This is a genomic window from Ruminococcus sp. OM04-4AA (genome assembly GCF_003462585.1).
In the GTDB taxonomy this organism is placed as follows: Bacteria; Bacillota; Clostridia; order Lachnospirales; family Lachnospiraceae; genus Mediterraneibacter; species Mediterraneibacter faecis.
In genome coordinates this window covers 1-831 of sequence record NZ_QTZH01000164.1, presented here as the reverse complement: position 1 = coordinate 831, position 831 = coordinate 1, and the positions used below count along the sequence as shown (strand labels likewise).

General features: G+C 33.2%; 1 protein-coding gene. It reads right to left on the bottom strand.

Features of this window, described 5'->3' with window-relative positions:
- Positions 1 to 495: 495 nt before the first annotated feature.
- Complete coding sequence (locus DXB52_RS15935; RefSeq protein ID WP_242999786.1) at positions 496 to 705, bottom strand: DUF6061 family protein; 210 nt, start codon at positions 703 to 705, stop codon at positions 496 to 498.
- Positions 706 to 831: the final 126 nt, after the last annotated feature.

The window sequence follows — 831 nt, the reverse complement described above, 5'->3', positions numbered from 1 at the left end:
TAACCTCGTATATTTTTTAATATAGAAAAACTGCATCACAATATCGAACCAAAATATAAAAATCAATTTTATCTCTTTATCATAATTATATACATCAACTAACCACATTGTAAAGCAAAAAGCAAGCCATTTTCAGACTTGCTTTCCACCAGATTACTGCACCTTATTGCCAAATCATCTCCTTATTCAAAATTCCCTTTTCACACTCTTGTATAGTATTTATTTGCTACCCATTCCATCTGTTTATCTGCCTTCAACTCTTCCTTAATCCCCTGTGTCTATTTCATTTGCTCTACAATTGACTATTATTCCAGCGATTATATAAAAACCATAACCAATACAAAATATGGAAACGGTGCTTCTAACTATACCGCTAAAGCCTTTCGCCATTATCCCGAAAATAGTACTCCAGCAGAGAAATAGCGCCAGCAGACATAAAAAACTCGAACCCCTTGTAAAATGGGCATCAGAAGTTTTCTACCCGTTATTCTTGTTCTATAATTCAAGTGAATCTTCTGAATCTATCCACATCTGTAAATTGCCATCGAGATATAATCTTGCATATTCTAAAGGCTCATCCACAGCCAATGAAGTAAGCGCACATTCTGATCCATATGTGGTTTTTAAATCTTTTTCAGTTCCCCAGCAATCAATGCGAAGCATATATCCAACACTTGTGTAAACATCAATACTATCGTGTTTTATGTTGTATTATGCATAAATTGTTCTCATCGTATCTTATCTCTATTTTCTTTTAATAATCAGTTATAGAGTTAAATATCGAAAACATTTCAATCAGTTCACCATGTCGTTATTGTTATACTGTGTTAT